The organism is Oleiphilus sp. HI0132 (assembly GCF_001635845.1).
This window is the reverse complement of sequence record NZ_LWGJ01000613.1, coordinates 1-496: the sequence shown is the minus strand read 5'-3', so window position 1 is coordinate 496 and position 496 is coordinate 1. Positions and strand designations below refer to the sequence as shown.

At 42.7% G+C, this 496-nt stretch carries 1 pseudogene; it reads left to right on the top strand.

From position 1 onward, the window contains the following. Nucleotides 1-496, top strand: a pseudogene (locus A3766_RS30665) (hypothetical protein); the annotation flags it as partial.

Below are 496 nucleotides of genomic sequence, written 5' to 3'. Positions count from 1 at the left end.
AAATTCGTTCCTACGGCGGGTATGGATGAATTTAACAAGAGTTGGAAGCCGTTTAGGTACATAGCTGAAGGCTCCGACATTGATAAAAAGAAGTACCGCCCATCACAGCAGTCGATGCTCGCAATGTTCTCAGCTATTAGCGGCTTTTATACGCATTTAATGGAAAACGAAATCGCACTAGGTAATCCAGCTGTTTTGGCTAAGAAAGACTGCAAGCGCTTGGTTAAAGATGCTCAGGTAAAAGAAACGAAGCGGCTAGATCAAGATCAATGGGATTTGTTACTAACAACAGTTGAGCAAATGGCAGACGAAGACGCGCTCTTTGAACGAAACCTATTTCTCATTGCCGCCATGAAAACTATGTTTTTAAGGATCTCCGAACTTGCGGAGCGTGATGATTGGATCCCAGTCATGAGTCATTTCTGGCAAGACGATGAAAAAAACTGGTGGCTTAAAATATATGGCAAAGGAAAGAAAATACGCGACATTTCTGTCC